We start from the raw sequence: 7,389 nt of genomic DNA, 5'->3' as shown, positions 1-7,389 counted from the left end.
ACAAGCAGCCAGAAAAATATGAAGAAATTCATATGCCGAAAAACAGCGGCGCAGCCATTGTTATCGCGGCCCTGATGACTGTCTTCGGTTTCGCTATGATCTGGCACATTTGGTGGCTGGCTGGCCTTACCTTCCTGGGCACTATCGTGACCTGGATTGTGAAGAGCTTCGATGAAGACGTGGATTACTACGTACCGGTTGCCGAAGTCGAGCAGATCGAGAAGAAGCACTTTGACGAAATCAGCAAAGCAGGTCTGAAATAATGTCAACTGAAACTGCAAAACACCACCACGACGCCCATGCGGAGCATGGGCATCACGATGCAGGAGCCAATAAAGTCTTTGGCTTCTGGATCTACCTGATGAGTGACTGCATTATCTTCGCAACCCTGTTTGCGACCTATGCAGTAATGGTCAATAACACTGCCGGTGGCCCGGCAGGTAAAGACATCTTCGAACTGCCGTTCGTCCTGGTCGAAACCGCGCTGCTGCTGCTCAGCTCCATTACTTATGGAATGGCAGTGATCGCGATGAACAACCAGAACAAAGGTTCGGTCATCAGCTGGTTAGCCCTGACCTTCCTGTTCGGTGCTGGCTTTATCGGCATGGAAATCTATGAATTCCATCACCTGATCAAAGAAGGCTTCGGTCCCGATCGCAGCGGCTTCCTGTCAGCGTTCTTTACGCTGGTCGGCACGCACGGTCTGCACGTGACCTCTGGCCTGATCTGGATGGCCGTGATGATGTTCCAGATTTCTAAACGTGGTCTGACTGCAACCAACCGCACCCGTATCATGTGCCTGAGCTTGTTCTGGCACTTCCTGGATGTGGTTTGGATCTGCGTATTCACCGTTGTCTACCTGATGGGAGCCATGTAATGAGTCATTCTGTTAACGAACATGGCGCTTCGCACGGTAGCGTGAAGTCTTACATGATCGGCTTCGTCCTCTCTATCATCCTGACCGGTATTCCGTTCTGGATGGTAATGGATGGCGGCGCTTCACACGGCACCATTCTGGGTGTGGTTCTGGTGTGTGCGGTAGTTCAGGTGCTGGTTCACCTGGTCTACTTCCTGCACTTAGACAGCAAATCAGAAGGTGGCTGGAACATGGTGGCCATCGTCTTCTCAGCACTCATTATCTTGATTGTTGTTGTAGGCTCACTGTGGATTATGTGGAACCTCAACTACAACATGATGGCCCACTAAAGAGTCGCGTAATGATTAAGCAATACCTGCAAGTAACAAAACCAGGAATTATTTTCGGCAATTTAATTTCTGTGATCGGTGGATTCCTGCTGGCTTCGAAAGGCAGCATTGATTACACCCTGTTTCTCGCCTCGCTGGTTGGCGTATCGCTGGTTGTCGCATCAGGTTGTGTTTTCAACAACGTGATTGACCGCGATATCGACATCAAAATGGAGAGAACGCGGAACCGTGTTCTGGTCAAAGGCCTGATCTCGGCGAAAGTAAGCCTGGTTTATGCAACCGCATTGGGTATTGCTGGCTTTGCGTTGCTGTATTTCGGCGCTAACCCGCTGGCCATGTGGCTGGCGGTGATGGGCTTCGTGGTTTACGTAGGCGTTTACAGCCTCTATATGAAGCGTAACTCTGTCTACGGCACGCTGATTGGTAGTCTCTCTGGCGCTGCGCCGCCGGTGATTGGCTACTGCGCAGTGACCAACCAGTTTGATGCTGGCGCGTTGATTTTACTGGCTATCTTTAGCCTGTGGCAGATGCCGCACTCCTATGCGATTGCCATCTTCCGCTTTAAAGATTACCAGGCTGCCAACATTCCGGTTTTGCCGGTGGTGAAAGGCATCTCAGTGGCAAAAAATCATATTACGCTGTATATCCTGGCGTTCATGATTGCCACGCTGATGCTGACCCTTGGCGGTTACGCGGGCTACAAATATCTGGTGGTGGCTGCGGCCGTTAGCGTGTGGTGGCTCGGCATGGCACTTTCAGGTTACAAAACCTCAAACGACAAAGTTTGGGCGCGTAAACTGTTTGTGTTCTCGATTGTCGCTATCACCGCCTTGAGCGTGATGATGTCGGTTGATTTCATGACGCCAGCGTCGAAAGATTTGCTGACTTACGTCTGGTAATTCAGCTCCGCAAAACCAGAAAGGGCGCGAATTTCGCGCCCTTTCTTTTTGTTACCACTGCTTAAGAACAAATGTTTTACCCGCCCTGCCCTGCTGCCTAGAATGGGCGCAGTATAATTTTGAGGTAAACATGAACGACAATAAAATGACGCCAGTAGAGCTTCGCGCTACATGGGGTTTAGGTACCGTTTTTTCCCTGCGCATGCTGGGAATGTTTATGGTCTTGCCGGTACTCACCACGTACGGCATGGCGTTACAGGGCGCCAGTGAAACACTGATTGGTCTCGCAATCGGTATTTATGGTTTGGCACAAGCCATCTTCCAGATTCCATTTGGTCTGCTCTCCGATCGCGTCGGCCGTAAGCCGCTGATCGTCGGCGGACTGCTGCTGTTCGTTTTCGGCAGCATTATCGCCGCCACCTCCGACACCATTTGGGGCGTGATTTTAGGCCGCGCATTACAAGGTTCCGGCGCGATCGCCGCCGCGGTAATGGCGTTGCTGTCGGACTTAACCCGTGAACAGAACCGCACCAAAGCGATGGCGTTTATCGGCATCAGCTTTGGCGTCACCTTTGCCATTGCCATGGTAGTTGGCCCGATTGTCACCCACGCGCTCGGCTTGCACGCGCTGTTCTGGATGATCGCCATCCTCGCGACGCTTGGCATCGTCATCACCTTATTAGTGGTGCCCAATGCGCCAAATCATGTATTGAACCGTGAGTCCGGCATGGTGAAAGGCAGCATCCGTGCGGTGCTGACCAATCCAAAACTGTTAAAACTGAATATCGGCATTCTATGCCTGCACATTCTGTTGATGTCGAGCTTCGTGGCGCTACCGGGACAGCTTGAACAAGCCGGTTTACCGGCGGCAGAACACTGGAAAGTTTATCTGGTGACGATGCTGGTAGCGTTTGTCGCCGTGGTGCCTTTCATTATCTATGCCGAAGTGAAGCGCCGCATGAAGCGCGTGTTTGTCGGCTGCGTGGCGATCATCATCATCGCGGAAATCGTATTGTGGGGCGCGGCGGGCCACTTCTGGACGCTGGTGATTGGCGTACAGCTGTTCTTCCTCGCCTTCAACCTGATGGAAGCGATTCTGCCGTCGCTGATCAGTAAAGAGTCGCCGCCAGGCTACAAAGGCACCGCAATGGGCATCTACTCCACCAGCCAGTTCATTGGCGTAGCGATTGGCGGCAGCATGGGCGGATGGATCTATGGTCATGTAGATGCACAAACCGTATTCCTGGTCGGCGCGATTGTCGCAGCAGCGTGGCTGTTTGTGGCGATGTCGATGCAGGAACCGCCGTACGTTAGCAGCCTGCGCATTATGCTCAGCGATGCGGTGCTGGCGGTGCCGAACCTTGAGAAGCGTTTGAAAGCGCAGCCTGGCGTGGCGTCGGTGTTTATCGTGCCGGAAGAGAAAAGTGCCTACATCAAAATCGACAGTAAAGTGACGAGCCGCGTCGAACTCGAAGCGCTGCTCGCCAGCTGTTAAATGACAAGCCCGACCATTGCGTCGGGCTTTTTGTTACAGCGACATATCCACCACAATACGCCCTTCAATCTTGCCAGCGTGCATACGCGCGAAGATATCGTTGATGTTAGTCAGCGGTTCAACCGCCACGGTGGCTTTCACCTTATGACGACCGGCGAAATCCAGCGCTTCCTGCAGATCTTTGCGCGTACCCACGATAGAACCGCGCACCGTAATGCCATCCAGCACCATATTGAAGATCGACAGATCGAATTTGCCCGGTGGCAAACCGTTCAGCACCATGGTGCCACCACGACGCAGCGTACCAATCGCCTGTTCGAATGCTTTCGGTGAAACTGCCGTCACCAGCACGCCATGCGCGCCGCCAAAACTCTCCTGGAACACTTTGGCCGGATCGACATTTTTCGCATTCGCTACCACGCTGGCACCGAGACGTTTAGCAAACTCCAGCTTCTCATCATCGATATCCACCGCCGCCACGTTCAGTCCCATGGCAACCGCGTACTGCACCGCCATATGCCCTAAACCGCCAATACCGGAAATCACCACCCAATCGCCAGGTTTGGTGTCGGTCATTTTCAGCCCTTTGTAGACGGTAACGCCGGCACAAAGGATCGGCGCGATTTCGTTGTAATCAACGTTATCCGGGATGATGCCGACATAGTTAGCATCGGCGAGGCAATATTCCGCAAAACTGCCATTAACCGAGTAACCGGCATTTTGCTGCGATAAACACAGCGTTTCCCAGCTATCCAGACAATGCTCACAATGGCCGCACGCCGAATAGAGCCAAGGTACACCAACGCGATCGCCCATCTTCAGGTGCTTAACGCCCTCGCCTAGCGCCACAACTTGGCCAACACCTTCATGGCCCGGAATAAATGGCGGATTGGGTTTGATTGGCCAGTCGCCTTCGGCCGCGTGGAGATCGGTATGGCACACGCCGGTAGCCGCGATTTTTACCAAAATCTGCCCCGGCCCGACCTGCGGCACCGGCACCTGCTCAATCACTAACGGTTCACCAAAAGATTTCACAACAGCGGCTTTCATGGTGGTTTTGATTTGCATATTCATCTTTCACTCTCCATTTGATCGGATGCGGACTTAGAACAGGCCCAAAGGCGCGGTGCCATAGCTAACCAGCAGATTTTTGGTTTGTTGATAGGCGCTAAGCGCCATCTTGTGCGTCTCACGGCCCACACCCGATTGCTTGTAGCCACCGAATGCCGCGTGAGCGGGATAGATGTGATAGCAGTTGGTCCAGACGCGACCGGCTTTAATGCCGCGTCCCATGCGATAGGCCAGATTGGTATCGCGCGTCCACACGCCCGCACCAAGGCCGAACTGGGTTTCATTGGCGATGGCGAGGGCTTCTGCTTCATCCTTAAAGGTTGTAACACCAATCACCGGCCCAAAAATCTCCTCCTGGAAACAGCGCATCTGGTTAGTTCCTTTGATTAAGGTCGGCTGAATGTAGAATCCGTCATTCAGTTCTGCGGCCACGCTAGCGCGATCGCCACCGGTGAGAATCTGACCGCCTTCGTCGCGTGCGATGTTGATATACGACAGGATTTTATCGAATTGCTGGCGTGAAGCCTGCGCACCAATCATGGTGTCGGTATCGAGCGGATCGCCACGACGAATATTCGCCACCTTCGCCATCACACGATCCATAAAGGGTTGATAGATCGATTCGTGAATCAACGCGCGTGACGGACAGGTACAGACTTCGCCCTGATTAAAGAAGCCGAGCACTAACCCTTCCACCGCTTTCTCAATAAACTCATCCTCGCCATCCATTACATCGGCGAAGTAGATATTCGGCGACTTGCCGCCCAGCTCAACGGTACAAGGAATGATGTTTTCAGCAGCGCAGGCCATAATGTGACGACCCACAGGCGTTGAACCGGTAAAGGCGATTTTGGCGATGCGTTTGCTGGTCGCCAGCGCTTCACCCGCTTCACGACCAAAGCCCTGCACCACATTCAACACGCCAGCCGGGAACAGATCGCCAATCACCTCCATCAGCAGCGTAATGCCTAGTGGCGTCTGTTCCGCCGGTTTCAGCACCACACAGTTCCCCGCCGCCAGCGCCGGCGCCAGTTTCCACGCCGCCATTAACAGCGGGAAATTCCACGGAATGATCTGCCCGACCACGCCGAGCGGCTCATGGAAGTGATACGCAACAGTGGTTTCATCGATCTCCGCAGTGCTGCCCTCTTGCGCCCGCAGGCAACCGGCGAAATAACGGAAGTGATCCACCGCCAGCGGCAGATCGGCATTCAGGGTTTCGCGGATCGGTTTACCGTTATCCCAGCTCTCCGCCACCGCCAGTTTTTCGAGATTGGCCTCAATACGATCCGCCACCTGCAGCAGGATGTTGGCGCGATGCTGCACGCTGGTTTTTCCCCAGGCATCGGCCGCCTGATGCGCCGCATCCAGCGCTAAATCGATATCGCGTGCATCTGAGCGCGGAAACTGCGCGATATCGCTGCCATTCACTGGCGAGGTGTTGGTGAAGTATTGGCCGCTGAGCGGCTCGACGAATTTGCCCGCAATATAGTTGCCGTAAGTCGCCTGAAATGAAACCAAAGCGCCGGGCGTGCCGGGATGTGCATAACGCATCGCAAACTCCTTTATGTAGGGTCAGATAATCTGAAAGGTCAGTCGCCATTCAGAGAACGTGCTGTCAAAGGAGCTATTGCAGCGGGCGTGCCAGCTTTTTTCATCAGCTGATTATTTGAAAAAATACACATTTAATCATTACGTTATAAATCCACGTGTGGCTTGGTTTGCAGATGTTATGCAGAAAAGTTCACCATCTGTGTTGCGTATCGCAACAGTACAGAAACCGACCCGCTACAATGCTGCAACACTTTCGCTTGGGCATGAGGTCATCAATGCAGGGAAATCCATCCGCGTCTGCCGTTAACGCCAATCCGCTATTAAGCGACTCCTGGTTTCGTAGCCAGCTGTATGGTCTCGATCGCACCGCCGATGATTTTCCTCGTGTTCGCCAGGGGGAGCTGGCCGATGTGCTCGCCAGCAATGCCGGGCTGCAGCAGTTCGCGCAGCCGGTGATCAATCAGCTGGCGCAGAAACTGGCCGAGAAGCAATCGGTGGTGATTCTGTCGGATGCCACCGGTTTGGTGCTGAATACCTTTGGCGATATGCCTTCGATGGAAAAAGCCCAACGTTATGCGCTGGCGCCGGGCAATTTGTGGAGTGAATGCGGGCGTGGCACCAATGCGATTGGCACCGCGCTGGCGATTGATGACGGCTGCGAGATTGAAGGTCATCAGCACTTCCTGACGCTCAACCAAGGCTTGTACTGCGCGGCGATGCCGCTGCAAATGCCGAACGGTCAGATTGCTGGCGTGCTGGATATTTCCGGCCCGGCGCACTTCCCGCATCCGCAAACCTTTAATTGGGTGAAAGCGGCGGCGAAACAGATCGAATACCTGTGGGTAAAACAGAGCCTGCACCCGCAGCAATGGTTGATGAGCCTGCATCTGCAGCCACAAGGCATCGATACCAGCGATGAACTGCTGCTGGTGTTCTCAGATAACGTCCTGACTGCCGCTAATCGTCTGGCGATGCGCGAACTGGCGCTGAGCGTCGAACAACTCGGCAGCGTGACCTTTCAGCAACTGTTCCCGCAACAGCAGCAGCAAGCCAACACCATTCCCGTTCCGCTCGATTACGCCACGCAGCGCTACTATTTTCGCCTGCGTGCGCCGCAGCGCAGCCATTTTGCCACGCCGAGCGAACCCGCCAGCGATCTGCCCT

General features: G+C 54.0%; 7 protein-coding genes and 1 pseudogene. 6 read left to right on the top strand and 2 right to left on the bottom strand.

Translation table 11 applies throughout. From position 1 onward, the window contains the following. The 5 genes and pseudogenes from RTY00_RS15970 to RTY00_RS15950 all read left to right on the top strand — a co-directional run. Positions 1-263: pseudogene (locus RTY00_RS15970) on the top strand (cytochrome o ubiquinol oxidase subunit I); the annotation flags it as partial. Next, a complete protein-coding gene (locus RTY00_RS15965; protein ID WP_007886985.1) occupies positions 263-877 on the top strand; it encodes a cytochrome o ubiquinol oxidase subunit III in 615 nt (204 codons plus the stop codon). The pseudogene RTY00_RS15970 and the gene RTY00_RS15965, both read left to right, overlap by 1 nt. Continuing rightward, complete coding sequence (locus RTY00_RS15960) at positions 877-1,206, top strand: cytochrome o ubiquinol oxidase subunit IV (RefSeq protein ID WP_007886986.1); 330 nt, start codon at positions 877-879, stop codon at positions 1,204-1,206. The genes RTY00_RS15965 and RTY00_RS15960 overlap by 1 nt, the downstream gene beginning before the upstream one ends. An 11-nt stretch (positions 1,207-1,217) precedes the next feature. Continuing rightward, a complete protein-coding gene (gene cyoE / locus RTY00_RS15955; RefSeq protein WP_008103945.1) occupies positions 1,218-2,105 on the top strand; it encodes a heme o synthase in 888 nt (295 codons plus the stop codon). 130 nt (positions 2,106-2,235) lie between these two features. Beyond that, complete coding sequence (locus RTY00_RS15950; protein WP_312665097.1) at positions 2,236-3,600, top strand: MFS transporter; 1,365 nt, start codon at positions 2,236-2,238, stop codon at positions 3,598-3,600. Positions 3,601-3,633: 33 nt separating this feature from the next. Here RTY00_RS15950 and adhP read toward each other — a convergent pair whose 3' ends face one another. Continuing rightward, positions 3,634-4,674: an alcohol dehydrogenase AdhP gene (gene adhP / locus RTY00_RS15945; RefSeq protein WP_061717460.1), complete on the bottom strand. Its 1,041-nt coding sequence runs from the start codon at positions 4,672-4,674 to the stop codon at positions 3,634-3,636. A gap of 30 nt (positions 4,675-4,704) precedes the next feature. Then, the gene (locus RTY00_RS15940; protein WP_154153606.1) at positions 4,705-6,225 is read right to left on the bottom strand and encodes an aldehyde dehydrogenase family protein; all 1,521 of its coding nucleotides are present in this window, start codon (positions 6,223-6,225) and stop codon (positions 4,705-4,707) included. 275 nt (positions 6,226-6,500) lie between these two features. Here RTY00_RS15940 and RTY00_RS15935 point away from each other — a divergent pair. Next, a partial coding sequence (locus RTY00_RS15935) for a sigma-54-dependent Fis family transcriptional regulator (protein ID WP_409519143.1) occupies positions 6,501-7,389 on the top strand: 889 nt, incomplete at its 3' end.

Source organism: Pantoea sp. CTOTU49201 (genome assembly GCF_032054795.1).
In the GTDB taxonomy this organism is placed as follows: Bacteria; Pseudomonadota; Gammaproteobacteria; order Enterobacterales; family Enterobacteriaceae; genus Pantoea; species Pantoea symbiotica.
Note: the sequence above shows the minus strand (reverse complement) of the source record. Positions and strands in the feature narration are given on the sequence as shown.

Excerpts from the sequence above, each read along its gene's own strand:
- RTY00_RS15965 (WP_007886985.1), top strand. The coding sequence starts at position 263 with ATGTCAACTGAAACTGCAAAACACCACCACGACGCCCATGCGGAGCAT.
- RTY00_RS15960 (WP_007886986.1), top strand. The coding sequence starts at position 877 with ATGAGTCATTCTGTTAACGAACATGGCGCTTCGCACGGTAGCGTGAAG.
- cyoE (WP_008103945.1), top strand. The coding sequence starts at position 1,218 with ATGATTAAGCAATACCTGCAAGTAACAAAACCAGGAATTATTTTCGGC.
- RTY00_RS15950 (WP_312665097.1), top strand. The coding sequence starts at position 2,236 with ATGAACGACAATAAAATGACGCCAGTAGAGCTTCGCGCTACATGGGGT.
- adhP (WP_061717460.1), bottom strand. The coding sequence starts at position 4,674 with ATGAATATGCAAATCAAAACCACCATGAAAGCCGCTGTTGTGAAATCT.
- RTY00_RS15940 (WP_154153606.1), bottom strand. The coding sequence starts at position 6,225 with ATGCGTTATGCACATCCCGGCACGCCCGGCGCTTTGGTTTCATTTCAG.